Origin of the sequence: Pseudomonas sp. AM4(2022), from assembly GCF_036346515.1 — a bacterium.
Lineage (GTDB): Bacteria > Pseudomonadota > Gammaproteobacteria > Pseudomonadales > Pseudomonadaceae > Aquipseudomonas > Aquipseudomonas paracarnis.
In genome coordinates, this window is record NZ_JAOTNW010000002.1 from 121,767 (window position 1) to 139,465 (window position 17,699).

Here is a 17,699-nt window from a genome sequence, read left to right on the forward strand (position 1 = left end):
AGGGCGGCTGGCAGCTTAATTGGCCGTCAATCCGCGTGATTGCAACGAACTGAACAACGGCTCCAGGAAGGCTTCGATGTGTCGCGCGCCGACGTCTGAAAGATGGTTATCGTCGGTATACAGCGCGCGGCCATTGAGTTCGACCCGGCACAGCCCATCGGCGCCGCACAGTAATGGCGCGGGGTCCAGCACCGCGACACCGCTGTCGGCAGCCGCCAATTCATCAAACAAGTGCGTGATAAAAGCCTGGCGCTTCACATGCTCGGCCAAGGCCAGCCCTTCACCGTCCACGGGCCGGTTCATCATGGCCAGGCGGCTGAGACGGTAAGGCACGATGATTTCCTGCAGCGGCACTTCCTTGACCAGCCAGACCTTGTGGCCGGCAGCGCGCAAACCCTGGATGCGCTCGCGCAGGCCCTGGGCAAAGCGTTGTTCGGCGACGGCGCGCACATACTGGCCGGTGCCGGGGTCTTTGAGCGCATGCTCCTTGTCACCGGACATTTGCCCATACACATACAGGCTCCAGCGGGCGGCCAACACCACATCGCTGAATGTCTGCTCAGCCATGGCCTTCTCGACGCGACGGTTGAAATGCGCGCAGCGGGCAATATTCTCCAGGCCATCGAGGGGAATACAGCCGGCAAAACTGGCTTCGACCAGGCTGATATCGTGACGATCAGCGCCCTCTTTGAGTGCCGGTATCAGCGCGGTAGCGTGACTGTCACCCCATACCAACGCTGAAACCGATTGGTCTTTGGGGCCGAAATGGCAGAACAAGCGTTCATCGGGCGTATCTTTGTCGGCCATGCACGCCAGCAGGTCAGGGCTCCACTTCTTGGCCTGGGCAAAACGCAACGCCTGTTCGGACAAGCGCGAAGGCACGCCGTCAGCTTCGCGTATCGCAAGGCCAGTGAAGCCCAGCCCCAGAATGCCGACCATGGCTGACGCCAGAATCGCCTTACGCGAAGCCAGCAAACGTTTTTCCCGGAACGGCGTTTCCACGAAACGCCAGGACAGATAGCCCAGCACCAGCGAAAGCAGCATCAGCCCCGCCAGTTCCAGCGCGCTCAAGCCATCCACCGCGGCGTAGTTGGCGTACACGAATACCGGCCAGTGCCAGAGGTACCAGGAATAAGAGATCAGCCCGATACCCACCATGATCCGCGTGCCCAACAGGCGAGCGACCCAAGTCTGTTGCTGGCCGTTGGCCCAGATCAACCCGACCACACCCAGCACAGGCAACAACGCAGTCGCGCCTGGGAACGGCGTTTTCGCGTCGTAACCCAATACAGCGATGAGGATCAATGCCAGGGAAGCCAGGCTGATTCCTTGCGCCAAGGCCGGCGAGGCGCGCCATTCACGCTTGGGCTGCACCGCCAGCATCGCACCGGCCAGTAGCTCCCAGGCCCGCAGATGCAACAGGAAGAAAGCTTTCTGTGGCTCATGCTGAACCGCCCAGACGCTCATGCCAAACGACGCCAGCAGCACCGCGAACAATGCCAGGCGCCAGTGCTTCAAACGGCTGGAAAGCAAGGTCAGCAGCAATGGGAAGAAAATATAGAACTGCTCTTCTACCGCCAATGACCAGGTATGCAGCAAGGGCTTGATGTCCGATGAGGCATCGAAATAGCCGTGCTGGCGCGAGAACAACAGATTCGAGGTAAAGGTCACCTGATAATGCGCAGACCGCCCCAACTCTTCATAGTCCTTGGGCGCCAACAGAAACCAACCCACTGCCAGTGTCGCCGCGATCATCACAAACAGCGCGGGCAAGATACGCCGGGCGCGGCGAGCCCAGAAGTCGATGAAGCTGAAGCGTCCGGCTTGACGCTCACGCCAGATAATTGACGTAATCAGGAAGCCCGAGATGACGAAAAAGACGTCGACGCCAACAAAACCGCCAGTAATGCCAGGGACACCAAAGTGGAACAACACGACTGCAAGGACGGCGATGGCACGCAGGCCATCGATGTCTCTGCGGTAAGCAAGGGTGGTCATAAGAATGTGGTCAGTCTGCGACGAAAGGGATGAGCGAAGTCACGCGTCAATTTTTGTTACTTAACGGATACTTATGCCACAAAAATCGCAGAATCTCGACGCAAAAAAAATGGCGCCCCATTAAGGACGCCATTTTTTTGGACCTGAAACGCTGTATTACTTGCGTTTCATCGACAGGAAGAACTCGTCGTTGGTCTTGGTGGTTTTCAGCTTGTCGATCAGAAACTCGATGGCAGCGACTTCGTCCATCGGGTGCAACAGCTTGCGCAGGATCCACATACGCTGCAGTTCGTCGTCTGCCGTCAGCAACTCTTCGCGGCGGGTGCCGGAGCGGTTGATGTTGATCGCAGGGAACACACGCTTTTCAGCGATGCGACGGTCCAAAGGCAGTTCCATGTTGCCGGTACCCTTGAACTCTTCGTAGATCACTTCGTCCATCTTCGAGCCGGTTTCAACCAGCGCGGTGGCGATAATGGTCAGCGAGCCGCCTTCTTCGATGTTGCGCGCGGCGCCGAAGAAACGCTTCGGTTTCTCCAGGGCGTGGGCATCGACACCACCGGTCAGCACCTTGCCGGAGCTCGGGATCACAGTGTTGTAGGCACGGGCCAGACGGGTGATGGAGTCGAGCAGGATCACCACGTCTTTCTTGTGCTCGACCAGGCGCTTGGCCTTTTCGATCACCATTTCGGCAACCTGCACGTGGCGGGTTGGCGGCTCATCGAACGTCGAGGCAACCACTTCGCCGCGCACGGTGCGCTGCATCTCGGTCACTTCTTCCGGACGCTCATCGATCAACAGCACAATCAGATGAACTTCAGGGTTGTTACGCGCAATGTTCGCGGCGATGTTCTGCAGCATGATGGTCTTACCGGCTTTCGGCGGTGCGACGATCAGGCCACGCTGGCCTTTGCCGATCGGAGCGCAGAGGTCGATCACACGGCCGGTCAAGTCTTCGGTGGAGCCGTTACCGGCTTCCATCTTCATGCGCACGGTCGGGAACAGCGGGGTCAGGTTCTCGAAGAGAATCTTGTTTTTCGCGTTCTCGGGGCGATCGAAGTTGATCGTGTCGACCTTGAGCAGGGCGAAGTAACGCTCGCCTTCCTTCGGAGGGCGGATCTTGCCAACGATGGTGTCACCGGTGCGCAAGTTGAAGCGACGGATCTGGCTCGGCGAGACGTAGATATCATCTGGGCCGGCGAGATAGGACGCGTCTGCAGAGCGGAGGAAGCCGAAGCCGTCCTGGAGAATCTCCAGCACGCCATCACCGGAGATTTCCTCGCCGCTTTTCGCGTGCTTCTTGAGCAGGGAGAAAATCACGTCCTGCTTGCGCGAACGGGCCATATTTTCTATGCCCATTTCTTCGGCCAGTTGGAGCAGGTCGGTAATCGGCTTTTGCTTGAGTTCAGTCAGATTCATATAGGAATGACGTAATCATTTATGGAGGGGGGGAAATTAAGCTTTTGGCTTAATGAGGCCGCGCCGCAGAGAAGGCGACAGGATCGCGTACTAATCGAAAAGGAATGCGTCGGCGACGGCTTGCAGGGGGCAGTGGAGAAACCACTGCGGGGCCGAATGTACCACCTGGATTTCGGAGCGTCTAGCCCTGTTTCACGAAAAAGCCCCGCAATTTGCGGGGCTTTTTTGACGACGCTTAGATGCTCGCGTCGAGGAAAGCTTGCAGCTGGGACTTCGACAGCGCGCCCACTTTAGTCGCTTCGACGTTGCCGTTCTTGAACAGCATCAGGGTCGGGATACCACGCACACCATGCTTGGCCGGGGTCTCCTGGTTCTCGTCGATGTTCAGCTTGGCAATGGTCAGCTTGCCTGCATAGGTGGTTGCAATGTCGTCCAGGACCGGAGCGATCATTTTGCAAGGGCCGCACCATTCAGCCCAGTAGTCAACCAGCACCGGGCCGTCAGCCTTGAGGACTTCGGCTTCAAAGGTCGCGTCGGTGACGTGCTTGATAAGATCGCTGCTCATGGATGTCTCCGGATTGTAAGCAAAAAAAACGTTGCCCATCATAGCCGCCCTTCCCCTGTTCAGGAAGCCGCGTCTGATTGAGTCTTGCTATGAAGTTGAATGAGTGTGGATATGACTCGTCACGGCGTAGCGGGCGTCACGAACGCAATGCCCGTGCGCAACGCTGCATTACGTATATGTTCCTGCATGCTTTTCTGCGCCGCCGTACTGTTGCGGCGGGCCAGGGCGCGCAGGATTCTACGATGTTCCTGCCAGGTTTCCATGGCCCGTTCCGGCCGGATGAACGGTAGCTTCTGACTTTCCAGAAACACTTCGGCGCTGGCGCTGAGGATGCTCACCATGGCCTGGTTACCGCTGGCCAGCAGAATACGCTGGTGAAATTCGAAGTCCAGGCGGGCGGCCGCTTCGAAGTCGCCCGCCTTGAGCACTTTGCGCATGGCTTGGACGTTGTCTTGCAGGCTGTCCAGTGCATCAAGGGTCAGTGTCACTGCTGCCAACCCGGCCGCAAACCCCTCCAAGGCGTAGCGCAGCTGGAAGATATCCGGCGGCGTGGCCTGCGCCGCGAAGGGCCAGGCGAACCCCGGTGCCTCTTGCACGTCCTGCACGAACACGCCCTTGCCCGGCTGCACGCTGACCACGCCCAAGGCGCTAAGGGACGACAGCGCCTCACGCAACGACGCCCGGCTCACCCCCAATTGCAGAGCCAGGTCGCGCTGGGACGGTAACGCATCGCCCGGCCCGAAGCCTTGCTCCTTGATCAGTTTGCGGATGGCCTGCAAGGCCGCTTCCGGTACGGCTTGGGCAATGGAATTCATAAAAAGCTCAGGGTTCCCAATAGCGTGTGTGACCCGTTGTAAAACTATTCACGGCCGGCTGCAAGCCACGCCCCAAAGGGGCTCGCAGCTTTTTGCCGACGCTCGAAAAGAGTGCGAAAAACCTGACCACTGTTCAGACCAGTAAGACCACTGCACCTCAACAAACATCAGCCTTACAGACGATCCGAAGGGGGCTGGCATGGGCTGTGCACTGGGCAACCTCAGAAAATTCCTTCGCCTTTTTCGGAGAGTTGCCATGACCAAGCGCTACAGCGCCCTGCTCACTGCCCTGTTTGCCAGCCTGATGCTGAGCCAGGCACCCGCCCAGGCGAATGGTCTGGATGACATCGTCGCCCGTGGCACCCTGAAGGTTGCCGTCCCCCAGGACTTCCCGCCGTTTGGTTCGGTCGGCCCTGACATGCAACCCCGGGGCCTGGACATCGACACCGCCAAGCTGCTGGCCGACCAACTCAAGGTCAAGCTGGAACTGACGCCGGTGAACAGCACCAATCGCATCCCGTTCCTCACCACTGGCAAAGTCGACCTGGTTATTTCCAGCCTGGGCAAGAATCCCGAGCGGGCAAAGGTCATCGACTTCTCCAACGCCTACGCGCCGTTCTACCTTGCCGTGTTTGGGCCGCCTGATGCCGCCATCGCCAGCCTCGACGACCTCAAAGGCAAGACCATCAGCGTGACCCGTGGCGCCATCGAAGACATCGAGCTGACCGCGGTAGCGCCCAAAGAAGCCACGATCAAGCGTTTTGAAGACAACAACTCCACCATCGCTGCCTACCTGGCCGGCCAGGTCGACCTGATCGCCAGCGGCAACGTGGTCATGGTGGCCATCAGCGAACGCAACCCCAAACGCGTACCGGCGCTGAAGGTGAAGCTCAAGGACTCGCCGGTGTACGTGGGCGTGAACAAGAACGAGCCGGCGCTGCTGGAAAAGGTCAACCAGATCCTGGTGGCGGCCAAGGCGGACGGACGGCTGGAAAAGAACGCGATGCAGTGGCTCAAAGAACCGCTGCCTGCCGACCTCTGACGCGGAGCTCAAAGATGGCCTATCAATTCGACTTTGTGCCGGTGCTGGCCAATACCGACCTGCTCCTGCGTGGCGCGCTGTTCACCCTTGAGCTGACGGCCATTGGCGCCATCCTCGGCGTGGCCCTGGGCACTGTCGGCGCCGTGGTACGGGCGTGGAAGATCCAACCGTTTGCGTGGATCTTTGGGGTGTATGTCGAGTTGATCCGCAACACACCGTTCCTGGTGCAACTGTTCTTTATCTTCTTCGGCCTGCCGTCCCTCGGGTTGAAAATTACCGAGTGGCAAGCCGCCGTGCTGGCGATGGTGATCAACCTGGGGGCCTACTCCACCGAGATCATCCGTGCCGGCATCCAGGCCATCCCACGGGGGCAACTGGAGGCGGCCGCGGCACTGGCAATGACGCGCTTTGAAGCGTTTCGCCATGTGGTGCTGCTGCCGGCCCTGGGCAAGGTGTGGCCAGCCCTGAGCAGCCAGATCATCATCGTGATGCTCGGTTCGGCGGTGTGTTCGCAGATCGCGACTGAAGAATTGAGCTTTGCTGCCAACTTTATCCAGTCGCGTAATTTCCGGGCCTTTGAAACCTATGCCCTGACCACCCTGGTGTACCTGTGCATGGCGCTGATGATTCGCCAACTGCTCAACTGGATCGGCCGGCGGTTTGTGATGAGGAACAGTCGATGAGTGAGTTCACCTTCTGGGACATCGTGCGCAACCTGCTCACTGGCCTGCAGTGGACCCTGCTGCTGTCACTGGTAGCATTTGTGGGCGGTGGCCTGATCGGCCTGCTGCTGATGACGATGCGCGTCAGCCGCAAAGCTTTCCCACGCAATATTGCCCGCACCTATATCGAACTGTTCCAGGGCACGCCCTTGCTGATGCAGTTGTTCCTGGTGTTTTTCGGCGTTGCCCTGCTGGGCGTGGACATATCGCCCTGGCTGGCCGCGGCAATCGCATTGACCCTGTTCACCAGCGCTTATCTGGCCGAGATCTGGCGCGGTTGCGTGGACTCCATCGCCCATGGCCAATGGGAAGCCTCGGCCAGTCTGGCCCTGAACCCTTTTGAGCAACTGCGTTTTGTGATCCTGCCCCAAGCTCTGCGCATTGCCGTCGCGCCAACGGTGGGTTTCTCGGTGCAGGTGGTCAAAGGCACCGCCGTGACCTCGATCATCGGCTTCACCGAACTGACCAAGACGGGCGGCATGCTCGCCAACGCCACTTTTGAGCCCTTCATGGTCTACGGCCTGGTGGCCCTCGGTTACTTTTTGCTCTGTTACCCCTTGTCCCTCAGTGCGCGCTACCTGGAAAGGAGACTGCATGCCTCTGCTTAGAATTTCTGCCCTGCATAAGTATTACGGCGATCACCACGTACTCAAGGGCATCGACCTGACGGTGGACGAAGGCCAGGTGGTGGCGATCATCGGCCGCAGCGGCTCGGGCAAGTCCACCTTGCTGCGCACCCTCAACGGCCTGGAGTCGATCAATGACGGTGTGATCGAAGTCGATGGCGAATACCTTGATGCCGCCCGCGCCGACCTGCGCAGCCTGAGGCAGAAAGTCGGCATGGTGTTCCAGCAATTCAATCTGTTCCCGCACCTGAGCGTCGGCGAAAACGTGATGCTGGCACCGCAAGTGGTGCAAAAAGTGCCCAAGGCCAAAGCGGCACAGTTGGCCAGGCAAATGCTCGAACGCGTTGGGCTGGGCGAGAAGTTCGACGCCTTCCCCGATCGGCTGTCCGGTGGTCAGCAGCAACGAGTCGCCATTGCCCGCGCGCTGGCCATGTCACCCAAGGTGCTGTTGTGCGATGAGATTACCTCGGCCCTGGACCCGGAGTTGGTCAACGAGGTGCTCAGCGTGGTGCGTCAACTGGCCAAGGACGGTATGACCTTGATCATGGTGACGCACGAAATGCGCTTCGCCCGGGAAGTCGGCGACAAGCTGGTGTTCATGCACCAGGGCAAGGTGCATGAAGTCGGCGACCCGAAGGTGCTGTTCGCCAGTCCGCAAACCCCCGAGCTCGCCAACTTCATCGGCTCAGTGGAACAGCCGGACTGACCAGCTCGAAGCTGCCCTGCCCGTCCAGTACCGTCTGATTGCGTACCTGCAGGGCGGCTGGGGACAGGTCGGTGTCGATGTCGACCTGGGCAGTCAATTGCTTTCCAGCCGTTTGCGCCACCAGGACCTGGCCCGGTAACAACTGCCCGCTGGCACTCTCACCGGGCACGTGTGACAGCGCCCACCCAACGGCACGCCCGTCCACTTGGGCATGCCTGAGAGTCAGGCGAAAACGCCCCTCACGCCCAAAACGAAAGCCCTGGCCATCCGCTGCTCCGGTAAATCGTAATGCCATTGCCGAAGGCTCTGCGCAAAGTACGCTCAGGTGCACCGTGCGCGTACCCAGCACGACTGAGGGGCTTTCGTCCAATGCCTCCTGGCGAATAACGCCATAGTCGATACGCGGCTGGCTTATAGACAGCCGGCAGTTTTCAGCGCGCACGCCCTCAGCCAGCAATACGCCGCAGAGCAGTACGAACCCCATGCTTTTCAGCTTAGCGATCATGGCACACCGCCGATGTTGTCTCATAGAACTTGTCATTGTCGGGTTGAGTCTCGGCGGTAAGGCTTAGCAGGCAGGAGGAAGAGTCCGGCAATGAAACACGCAGGGTTTGCGAGTCGTTGAGGTCGTTCAGGAAAATCATGCCCTCACCCACCACACTGGTCAGGAAACGATTGTCCTTGCCGAACACCGAGGCGCCCTGAGGCAACGGCCGCCCTTGCTGATCGTGGACGGTGAGCAGCACACGGCGCACTTTGACCACATCGAATGCCACGGTATTGAAAGACCCCCGGCCGGCGGCGAGCACATGGGTACCGTTTTTCAGGTCAACACGCTTTGGCAGAGACTGAGTCTGCACTTCGATGCGACTGTTGGTGTACGCGGGCAAGCCAGGTATAACGGCCTGCCCGCTGAAATCGGTCCACACTGGGCCTTGCGGGGTGTCGATTCTTGCAGCGCCGATATCCCCTACCGAGGCAATACCAAACGTGTCCTGCACGGCATACGGCGAAAAGGTTACTCCGCCTCCGTGCGCCACCACGCCGCCTTGCAACTGCCCCGTGTAGTTGGTGCTCAGCGGATCGCGACTAATCCCCAGGCCGATCCGGGTATAACGAGGCATCAGATCCACCTGGCCACGTACCGATTGCTCGCGGGCACTGAGGTCGCGCTCGATACCCACCTCGTAATTCACATACTCATTGACCCGCTCACTCAACGCCGTACCGGCACGAGACTGATCCCCGCGACGACGGATATAGCTGTTCACGCGACGATCACCGCCCAGGGGCACGCTGACCTGCAGGCGCACGGACAACTCATTGTCCCGGGCCGTTTCGCGCCGGCTGCCGACACCGTTGGCGTCGCGGCGCGAATGAGTACCGCCCACCTGCGAGTCGGCGACCAACGCGACATCGACACGATTGAACGATTTATTCCATGACGCAAACACGTGCTCAGCCGTTTGCCCGTCGACTTGAGAACTGCGTGTATAGCCCAGGGAAAATGCGCCCAGCGTGGTGTCGACCCAGCTAACGCCCGCCGTGTACTGATTCTTGAAGCGCGAGTCCAGCACGTCGGCCTTGATCGGCCGGCCCGCTTCAAGTACCTCGCGATACCCTCGGGTCTGCGTGGTTGCGCTGAGGTTAAGATCTATATCGGCGTACACAGGACTGCTGACGGACACGCTGCTGCGTGACCCGGATACGGCATTACGACTATCCCGAGACACGTTATGGCGTGCGCCTACAGAAACCCGCTGGAAAAACACGCTGCTCAGGGTACCGCCTGCCGACCAGTATTCATCGGCGTTCAACAAGCCAAAGCCGGCCGAGGAGTCACGGCCCAGGCCCCACGTGCCGCTGGCCATGGCGACTACCGGCGACGGGGCTTCCTCATGCTCGTTCTCACGCACCTTGCCAAGGGAGAAATAATAGCCCGGTACCGCTGGCGCAGCCCCTGCGAAAGAGGCCGCCGGCACCACGAAACTGCGCCTGGCGCCCCGCACATCGATGACGCTGACCTCCAGGTCGCTGGTGCCGTTGAGCAACGACAAGCCCGTCAGCCGGAAGGGGCCTTCGGGCACCAGCGTGCTGTGAATCAACGCGCCTGACTGGCGCACTTCAATCCGCGACTGGCTCTGGGCCAACCCCTCTACCACCGCATTGTTGCTGCCCGCCGCTGCGCGCGATTGGCCATCGGGGGAAAACTGCACTCCAGACAGCTGGATGCCGCTGAACAGCGGGTTATTGCTGGAGAGCTGACCCACTTGAAAAGTCGATTGCAACGCGGCGATATCCCGCTGGGCATAGGCATAAAGGTGCTCGGTACGGGCCGTCCCATTGTCAGAGACATAGAATTGGCGACTGCGAACAATCCAATCACCCAGGTTGAAACCCGCCTCGGTATTGGCCGAAACGAACCGGCTGGGCCCACTGCTCGAATGGCTGTCAAAACCCTGCACGTCATAGTTGAACAGCGCCGCCGCGCCACCCCGGGCGAACTCCCCGGCCTCCCATTGCGGCTCACGCAGGGCCCCGGTCGGCACCACCAGCGCTACCTCATCGCTGCCGGGCCGCAGCCGCACCATCGTCGTCGGGAAAACCCCGAGGAAGTCGTGGCAGGCCTGATCCTTGGTGGCAGCTTCGCCAACGATGCCAGCGGGTTTCACCAACCCGGCTTTTTCCAGCAGTCCAGGGGTAAAACACAATTGTCCTTGCGAGTCGAACCTCGCATCCACAAGCCCGAGCGGGTTTCCGTTGACCCGCAACCCCACCACATGAACACCTTCGCGAAAACGCGCGGCTGTGCGGAAGTAATCAGAGACTTTCGGGTCAATGCCGTGCGTGGTCAATGCCGCAACGTCGAAGCCTTCGCCCAACTCCATAGCAGGAACAGCGCCAGGCAAGCTCCACAATGTCGCAACGCCCATGAGCAGCGAGGGTCGACGGGACCAAAACGAGGTCATTAATGGTTTACGCGACAGGTTTGTCATGGGTCGATCAACCTCTATCGGTATTGATCGAGGCCCGATAGCTGCCCGCCGAAAAGCCGTAGACCGTGGCTGGCTGCATCTCAACTGCAGTCATACCCTCCAATAGCCCTTCAACCGTCAATGCCAGCGTTTCACCTGGCAAAACGTATGCACGCGGCAAAGTAGCTGGGGTTCCTTGCGGAAGTATCTGCACCTGCGGCGCCAGGCGCACCACGTATGCACTGTCGTTGTGAACCATGAGACGCTCTCCCACACGCCTCCACTCCAGCAGTTCCCATGGAGAATGATGCTCAGGCAGGCCGCGTGGGTGCAGGATCAGCGGCAAACTCTGCCGAAGGGTGATACCAATGGTCGCAGCGCCAGCCGCACGCGCCTGGGGGATACCCTCGAAAGTCACGCGTTTCAACCGCTGGGTCTTCAATGGTTCCTTCAAGGTGCTGATGAAACGGACCAACTGGGTTTCACCCGCCTCTACTCGCGTAATAGGAGGTGTCACAATCAATAGCGGCTCCACATCCTCGGGCATGTTGTGCACGACGGAATGAAGCAGCGCGGGCGCCGCATCAGTATTTTTGATATTCATCGTGGCCTCCCCTTGTTCTTCGTAGAGCAAGACCACAGTTGTTTCCGGCAACATTCCATCCGCCGCCGCAATGGGGATAAAACACAGCCCCACACTTGCACAAAATACGAAAACACAATTTTTTACTGAAAGGCCATTCACTCAGTTTCCCCCAAACTTGAAGCTGACTATTTTGTAGCCAGAAAAAACAGCCGATAAGAAACGGACACTTTCTAACCAGCTGTATTTTATTTCTTAGAGTTCGATGTAGCTCAATTCAAGGGTTGCGCGCCCATCAAGGGTAATCTCACGGCCCAAGTCCAATTCCGTGCTTTTGTTAATAACCGGCCTCACCGCGATAGTGCCGATCAGTTGAGTAATGGAGGCCGGCGTGTTGGACGTGCTGCTGCGCCACGAATGCAGACTAGGCGATTGGGCGACTTTACCGTCACCGCTCTGCCAGGCACCTGACCCGACACGCATGATGGGATACAGGGTTGTGGTCGGCGACCGAAGGTTTTTGAGAGTGATCGCAAATCCACCGGTTTTACGACCGGATACAGCGCCCAAGCCATAGTTGTGTGCCTCGGTGTAGCCTGCTCCAAGCACATTGAGAATGCCCGGCACCTTACTGCCGGACTGCAGGTCAACAAACTTTAGCCCGAAACGGGCGGCCGTGGTTCCGCAACTGACGGTCAGGGGCGTGGTCTTTTCCGCCAGCGGAGTGAACGCTGTAGGAGACAGCTGCCCAGAAGGAATGTCGCCATAGTTGATAATACCGCCACCGGTCATACTGAGGTTGCACGCGGCGGGCTTGATGGTACCCCTGACGATCAATTCGGCACTGGTGGATGCATGGGCGTTGAGAGCGGCAGCGAGATAAGCAATACCAAGAGTCAAACCAACAATTTTTTTCATATTCAACCTGTCACTGAAATTTATCAGGCATGTTTATTTCGGCCTTGAAGATACAAGGCCATAAATAAATAACACCACGGCAAAATTGCCGAGTGACAGTCTGTCGCGCTGGCACTTCACTGAAGAATAAGACGACACTCCAATTATCGTGGGATCGATAAAAACAAACTGTGGGCCAAGCCTCTCCAAGCAGTAGTCTTAAACAAAAAAACAAGTAGAACATCGAAGCTTAGTTTGTAGGCGAAATCATAATCGGCGATAAAACAGTCCTAAGTTAGAAATCCCTATAGCCCTCACGTATACGCCAACAGAAGCCCGGAACGGCAACCTACCTTTCCGTCAGGGATTGCTTACAGACAACCTCAGAGAGCTTCCCGAAGCACAACGCGTTGGCGTCAGCGGTCGATCGTGGCACGATGGCAAGGTTATCGACCGAGATCCCCAAACCATGCCGCAATCCCAAGCCAAGAATCTGTCCTTGATCGCTGCCATCGACCTGGGCTCCAACAGCTTTCATATGGTCGTGGCCAAGGCCCAGAACGGTGAGATCCGCATCCTTGAGCGGCTCGGCGAGAAAGTGCAACTGGCCGCCGGGATCGACGACGAGCGCAAGCTCAATGAAGAATCCATGCAGCGCGGCCTCGATTGCCTCAAGCGTTTTGCGCAACTGATCAACGGCATGCCCACTGGCGCGGTACGTATCGTTGGCACCAACGCCTTGCGCGAGGCCCGCAACCGCAACGAATTCATCCATCGCGCCGAGGAAATCCTCGGGCATCCGGTGGAAGTCATCTCGGGACGTGAAGAGGCTCGCCTGATCTACCTCGGCGTGTCACACACTCTGGCCGATACGCCCGGCAAACGCCTGGTGGCGGACATTGGCGGCGGTAGCACCGAGTTCATCATCGGCCAGCGTTTCGAACCGCTGCTGCGTGAAAGCCTGCAGATGGGGTGCGTGAGTTTCACCCAGCGTTATTTCAAGGATGGCAAGATCACCCCGGCGCGCTATGCCCAGGCCTACACCGCAGCGCGTCTGGAAATCATGAGCATCGAACACGCCTTGCACCGCCTGACCTGGGATGAAGCCATCGGCTCGTCCGGCACCATCCGTGCCATCGGCCTGGCCTTGAAAGCCGGTGGCCATGGCACCGGCGAGGTGAACGCCGAGGGCTTGGCGTGGCTCAAGCGCAAGTTGTTCAAGCTGGGGGATGCAGAGAAAATCGACTTCGACGGCATCAAGCCCGACCGCCGCGCGATTTTCCCTGCGGGCCTGGCCATTCTCGAAGCCATCTTCGACGCCCTCGAACTGCAACGCATGGACCATTGTGACGGCGCCCTGCGCGAAGGCGTGCTCTACGACCTGCTGGGCCGGCACCACCACGAAGACGTGCGCGAGCGCACCCTCAGCTCGCTGATGGAGCGTTATCACGTTGACCTGGAACAAGCCGCACGCGTGGAGCGCAAAGCCTTGCACGCGTTCGACCAGGTGGCCGAGGACTGGGACCTGGAAGATGGAGTCTGGCGCGAGCTATTGGGCTGGGCAGCCAAGGTGCACGAAGTGGGCCTGGACATCGCCCACTACCATTACCACAAGCACGGCGCCTACCTGATCGAACACTCGGACCTGGCCGGTTTCTCCCGGGAAGACCAACAGATGCTCGCGCTGCTGGTGCGCGGCCATCGCCGTAATATTCCCAAGGACAAGTTTGCCGAATTCGGTAAAGACGGCATCAAGCTGATCCGCCTGTGCGCGCTACTGCGCTTTGCGATCCTGTTCCACCACATCCGTGGCACCCAGGAAATGCCGCAGGTCAAACTGCATGCCGATGGCGACAGCCTGGAAGTGATGTTCCCCAAAGGCTGGCTGGATGAAAACCAGCTGACCCAGGCTGACTTCGCCCAGGAAGCGGAATGGCTGACGCGGGTGGGGTTCAGCCTGAACCTGCGCTAAAGCACACTGCAAAACAAATGTGGGAGCGGGCTTGCCCGCGATGACGGCGTGTCAGCCGATGCATCTTTGGCTGACCTACCGCTATCGCGGGCAAGCCCGCCCCCACTTTTTGAACTGAGTTGGGTTTTAGTTCACCGCAAGAATCGGGCTACCCAACTTCTCCAGCAACGTCGCCTGCGCGCTGCGCGGGTTCTGGTTGCCGGTCGGGGTGTTGCGTACATAACGCCCGTCCGATTGCAGGCTCCAGCTGTGGGTGTTGTCGGTCAGGTAGCTTTCCAGTTCCTTCTTGACCCGCATGATCAGCTTCTTACCTTCCACCGGGAAGCAGGTCTCCACGCGCTTGTCGAGGTTGCGCTCCATCCAGTCGGCACTGGAGAGGAACATCTGCTCTTCGCCGCCGTTAAGGAAGTAGAACACACGGGTGTGCTCCAGGAAGCGGCCGATGATCGAGCGCACGTGGATGTTATGCGACACGCCCACAATGCCGGGGCGCAGGCAGCACATGCCACGCACCACCAGGTCGATGCGCACACCGGACTGGCTGGCCTTGTACAGCGCGCGGATGATCTTCGGATCGGTCAGCGAGTTGAACTTGGCGATGATGTGCGCCGGTTTGCCGTCGAGGGCAAACTGGGTCTCGCGGGCAATCATGTCGAGCATGCCCTTCTTGAGCGTGAATGGCGCGTGCAGCAGTTTCTTCATGCGCAGGGTCTTGCCCATGCCGATCAACTGGCTGAACAACTTGCCGACGTCTTCGCACAGCGCGTCGTCGGACGTCAGCAAGCTGTAGTCGGTGTAGAGCTTGGCGTTGCCGGCGTGATAGTTGCCGGTACCCAAGTGGGCGTAGCGCACGATCTCACCGGCTTCACGGCGCAGGATCAGCATCATCTTGGCGTGGGTCTTGAAGCCGACCACGCCGTAGATCACCACCGCACCGGCCGCTTGCAGACGGCTGGCCAGTTGCAGGTTGGACTCTTCGTCGAAACGCGCACGCAGCTCGATCACCGCGGTGACTTCCTTGCCGTTACGCGCCGCATCGACCAGCGCATCGACGATTTCCGAGTTGGCACCGCTGCGGTACAGGGTCTGGCGCACGGCCAGGACATGCGGGTCCTTGGCGGCCTGGCGCAACAGGTCGACCACCGGGGTGAACGACTCGAAGGGGTGCAGCAGCAGGATGTCCTGCTTACTCACCACGCTGAAGATGTTCTCGCTGTTTTGCAAAAGTTTCGGGATCTGCGGGGTGAACGGCTTGTATTGCAGCTCCGGGTGGCTGTCCAAGCCGGTGATGCTGAACAGGCGCGTCAGGTTCACAGGGCCGTTGACCTGGTACAGCTCGGATTCGGCCAGGTTGAACTGCTTGAGCAGGTAGTCCGACAGATGTTTCGGGCAGGTGTCCGCCACTTCCAGGCGCACCGCATCGCCATAGCGCCGTGAGAACAGTTCACCGCGCAGGGCACGCGCCAGGTCTTCAACGTCTTCGGAGTCCAGCGCCAGGTCGGCGTTACGGGTCAGGCGGAACTGGTAGCAGCCCTTGACCTTCATGCCCTGGAACAAGTCATCGGCGTGCGCGTGAATCATCGACGACAGGAATACATAGTTGTCGCCAGCGCCCCCTACCTCTTCCGGTACCTTGATGATCCGTGGCAACAGACGCGGCGCCGGGATGATCGCCAGGCCCGAATCGCGGCCGAAAGCGTCGATACCTTCGAGTTCGACGATGAAGTTGAGGCTCTTGTTCACCAGCAAGGGGAACGGGTGCGTCGGGTCGAGGCCGATAGGCGTGATGATCGGCGAAATTTCGTCCCGGAAGTAACGGCGCACCCAGGTCTTGATCTTGGCGGTCCAGTGACGACGACGAATGAAGCGCACCTGGTGCTTTTCCAGCTCCGGCAGCAGGATGTCGTTGAGGATCGCGTACTGGCGGTCCACATGGCCATGCACCAGCTCACTGATGCGCGCCAGGGCCTGGTGCGGTTGCAAGCCGTCGGCGCCGGCTTGTTCACGGGCAAAGGTGATCTGCTTCTTGAGGCCGGCAACACGGATCTCGAAGAACTCGTCCAGGTTACTGGAGAAGATCAGCAGGAATTTCAGCCGCTCCAGCAAGGGGTAGGACTCATCCAGCGCCTGCTCGAGCACGCGGATGTTGAATTGCAGTTGTGACAACTCGCGGTGGATGTACAGGCTGCTGTCATCCAGGTTGGTGACCACGGCCACCGGCGCCGGCGCAGGTGCTTCGGCCACCACCGCAGGCGGTGCGGGCTCCAGCTCCGGCGGGGTCTGGGCGACTTGTTCAACCACCGGGTGAGCGTCTTTTACGGCAACTTCTGAGAGTCCTTCGGTATTCATCGAGTGTTCCTGTGAGGGCTATTGTTGCTCTCTAAGCAATTGGGCGGCGCGGGCGGCGAAGTAGGTCAGAATGCCATCAGCGCCGGCACGTTTAAAGGCAGTCAGGGATTCGAGGATCACCCCTTCACTCAACCAACCATTCTGGATTGCCGCCATGTGCATGGCGTATTCACCGCTGACCTGATAGACAAAGGTCGGCACTTTGAATTCCTCTTTGACCCGGTAAAGAATGTCCAGGTAGGGCATCCCCGGCTTGACCATCACCATATCGGCGCCTTCGGCCAGGTCGGCGGCCACTTCGTGCAGGGCTTCCTGGCTGTTGGCCGGGTCCATCTGATACGAGGCCTTGTTGGCCTTGCCCAGGTTCAGCGCCGAGCCTACCGCATCGCGGAATGGGCCGTAGTAGGCGCTGGCGTATTTGGCCGAGTAGGCCATGATTCGCACATTGACGTGACCGGCCAGCTCAAGGGCTTCGCGAATCGCCTGGACGCGCCCGTCCATCATGTCCGACGGTGCAACCACCTGGGCGCCCGCAGCCGCGTGGGACAACGCCTGCTTGACCAGTGCATCGACGGTGATGTCGTTCTGAACATAACCGTCTTCGTCAAGAATGCCATCCTGGCCGTGGGTGGTGAAAGGATCCAGAGCCACGTCGGTGATCACGCCCAGCTCCGGGAAACGCTCGCGCAGGGCACGGGTGGCACGCTGAGCAATCCCCTGGGGGTTCCAGGCTTCGGCGGCGTCCAGGGACTTGAGTTCGGCCGGGGTCACCGGGAACAGCGCCAGCGCCGGGATGCCCAATTCGACCCACTTCGCCGCCTCTTCAAGCAACAGGTCAATGGTCAGACGCTCCACACCCGGCATCGACGCCACCGCTTCCCGGCGATTTTCACCGTCGAGCACGAAAACCGGCAGGATCAGATCATTCGTGGTCAGTAGATTTTCACGTACCAGACGACGAGAAAAATCATCACGACGATTGCGACGCAGACGGGTGGCAGGGAACAGGCGATTGGCAGGGGTAAAGCTCACG

Annotated in this window: 15 protein-coding genes; 5 read left to right on the forward strand and 10 right to left on the reverse strand. The window is 59.5% G+C overall.

Going from position 1 to position 17,699, the window contains the following annotated elements; genetic code table 11:
• Window positions 1-15: 15 nt before the first annotated feature.
• From ODQ19_RS02900 to ODQ19_RS02915, 4 genes are all read right to left on the reverse strand, one after another.
• A complete protein-coding gene (locus ODQ19_RS02900; RefSeq protein ID WP_330209290.1) occupies window positions 16-1,998 on the reverse strand; it encodes an acyltransferase family protein in 1,983 nt (660 codons plus the stop codon).
• A gap of 156 nt (window positions 1,999-2,154) precedes the next feature.
• The gene (gene rho, locus ODQ19_RS02905) at window positions 2,155-3,414 is read right to left on the reverse strand and encodes a transcription termination factor Rho (protein WP_003176825.1); all 1,260 of its coding nucleotides are present in this window, start codon (window positions 3,412-3,414) and stop codon (window positions 2,155-2,157) included.
• Between the two features lie 235 nt (window positions 3,415-3,649).
• Window positions 3,650-3,979, reverse strand: a complete 330-nt coding sequence (gene trxA / locus ODQ19_RS02910; protein ID WP_003195333.1) for a thioredoxin TrxA — start codon at window positions 3,977-3,979, stop codon at window positions 3,650-3,652.
• Window positions 3,980-4,098: 119 nt separating this feature from the next.
• Window positions 4,099-4,794, reverse strand: a complete 696-nt coding sequence (locus ODQ19_RS02915; RefSeq protein WP_330209291.1) for a FadR/GntR family transcriptional regulator — start codon at window positions 4,792-4,794, stop codon at window positions 4,099-4,101.
• A 256-nt stretch (window positions 4,795-5,050) separates the two neighbouring features.
• Between ODQ19_RS02915 and ODQ19_RS02920 the strand changes: the two genes are divergently transcribed.
• Genes ODQ19_RS02920 through ODQ19_RS02935 form a run of 4 tightly spaced genes read left to right on the forward strand, consistent with a single transcriptional unit; the run spans window position 5,051 to window position 7,890 of the window.
• Window positions 5,051-5,836, forward strand: a complete 786-nt coding sequence (locus ODQ19_RS02920; protein ID WP_116666612.1) for a transporter substrate-binding domain-containing protein — start codon at window positions 5,051-5,053, stop codon at window positions 5,834-5,836.
• 14 nt (window positions 5,837-5,850) lie between these two features.
• The gene (locus tag ODQ19_RS02925; RefSeq protein ID WP_028618408.1) at window positions 5,851-6,519 is read left to right on the forward strand and encodes an amino acid ABC transporter permease; all 669 of its coding nucleotides are present in this window, start codon (window positions 5,851-5,853) and stop codon (window positions 6,517-6,519) included.
• The gene (locus tag ODQ19_RS02930) at window positions 6,516-7,166 is read left to right on the forward strand and encodes an amino acid ABC transporter permease (protein ID WP_330209292.1); all 651 of its coding nucleotides are present in this window, start codon (window positions 6,516-6,518) and stop codon (window positions 7,164-7,166) included. The genes ODQ19_RS02925 and ODQ19_RS02930 overlap by 4 nt, the downstream gene beginning before the upstream one ends.
• Window positions 7,153-7,890, forward strand: a complete 738-nt coding sequence (locus ODQ19_RS02935; protein ID WP_330209293.1) for an amino acid ABC transporter ATP-binding protein — start codon at window positions 7,153-7,155, stop codon at window positions 7,888-7,890. The genes ODQ19_RS02930 and ODQ19_RS02935 overlap by 14 nt, the downstream gene beginning before the upstream one ends.
• On the opposite strand, the gene ODQ19_RS02940 is transcribed toward ODQ19_RS02935, so the two are convergent.
• The 4 genes from ODQ19_RS02940 to ODQ19_RS02955 form a co-directional block, all read right to left on the reverse strand.
• The gene (locus tag ODQ19_RS02940) at window positions 7,862-8,395 is read right to left on the reverse strand and encodes a hypothetical protein (protein WP_330209294.1); all 534 of its coding nucleotides are present in this window, start codon (window positions 8,393-8,395) and stop codon (window positions 7,862-7,864) included. The genes ODQ19_RS02935 and ODQ19_RS02940 overlap by 29 nt on opposite strands.
• Entirely contained in the window at window positions 8,385-10,859 is a 2,475-nt protein-coding gene (locus tag ODQ19_RS02945) for a fimbria/pilus outer membrane usher protein (RefSeq protein ID WP_442962721.1), read from the reverse strand. The genes ODQ19_RS02940 and ODQ19_RS02945 overlap by 11 nt, the downstream gene beginning before the upstream one ends.
• Window positions 10,860-10,893: 34 nt before the next feature.
• Window positions 10,894-11,610, reverse strand: a complete 717-nt coding sequence (locus tag ODQ19_RS02950) for a fimbria/pilus chaperone family protein (RefSeq protein ID WP_116666607.1) — start codon at window positions 11,608-11,610, stop codon at window positions 10,894-10,896.
• 93 nt (window positions 11,611-11,703) lie between these two features.
• Window positions 11,704-12,366, reverse strand: coding sequence for a DUF1120 domain-containing protein (locus ODQ19_RS02955; RefSeq protein WP_330209296.1), 663 nt, complete (start codon window positions 12,364-12,366; stop codon window positions 11,704-11,706).
• Window positions 12,367-12,814: 448 nt separating this feature from the next.
• Here ODQ19_RS02955 and ppx point away from each other — a divergent pair, with 448 nt between their 5' ends.
• Window positions 12,815-14,317: an exopolyphosphatase gene (gene ppx, locus ODQ19_RS02960; RefSeq protein ID WP_330209297.1), complete on the forward strand. Its 1,503-nt coding sequence runs from the start codon at window positions 12,815-12,817 to the stop codon at window positions 14,315-14,317.
• Between the two features lie 126 nt (window positions 14,318-14,443).
• Here the strand turns inward: ppx and ppk1 are convergent, their stop codons facing one another.
• Window positions 14,444-16,666: a polyphosphate kinase 1 gene (gene ppk1, locus ODQ19_RS02965; protein WP_330209298.1), complete on the reverse strand. Its 2,223-nt coding sequence runs from the start codon at window positions 16,664-16,666 to the stop codon at window positions 14,444-14,446.
• Window positions 16,667-16,684: 18 nt separating this feature from the next.
• Window positions 16,685-17,698, reverse strand: a complete 1,014-nt coding sequence (gene hemB, locus ODQ19_RS02970; protein ID WP_330209299.1) for a porphobilinogen synthase — start codon at window positions 17,696-17,698, stop codon at window positions 16,685-16,687.
• Between the last annotated feature and the right edge of the window lies 1 nt (window position 17,699).